General features: G+C 67.1%; 1 pseudogene. It reads right to left on the minus strand.

From position 1 onward, the window contains the following. Positions 1–364: pseudogene (locus ACYVF3_RS30950) on the minus strand (ATP-binding protein); the annotation flags it as partial. Positions 365–504: the final 140 nt, after the last annotated feature.

Here is a 504-nt window from a genome sequence, read left to right on the forward strand (position 1 = left end):
TCCACAGCGCCCGGCCGGTGCGCTCCATGCACCAGCCCGTGGTGACGTCGGATTCCTTGCCAGACAGGGCGAAGTCCTCGGCCAGCTCGTCGGCGACCCGTGTGGACTGGCCGAACAGGATCCGCGTGGAGCACAGCGCCAGAAGATCCTTGGCGATCGCCACCTCTTGGGATCCGGCGTTGCCCACGGACAGGAAGTCGCTGGGCTTGTGGCCGACGAGGATCTGGATCTTCTTCTCCGCGCGCGAGAGCCGCAGGTCGGAGTCGACGGCCTGCACGGCCTTGGGCCCAAGTCGCATCTGCCGCCAGACCTCGTCGCGCACGACGATACGGATCTCCCCGTCGTCCTGGAGATCGGTGATCATCGACGACCAGGAGCCCAAGCAGGTCAGCGCCACGGCCACTGCCTGGTCCCCGCGGCTGCGCAGCAGGGACAAATCCATCGACTGGATCGGCGCGGCCCAATCGAGCTCGAAGTTCGTCGGCTCGTCGAACAACCCGGCCA

The organism is Saccharopolyspora tripterygii, assembly GCF_054778355.1.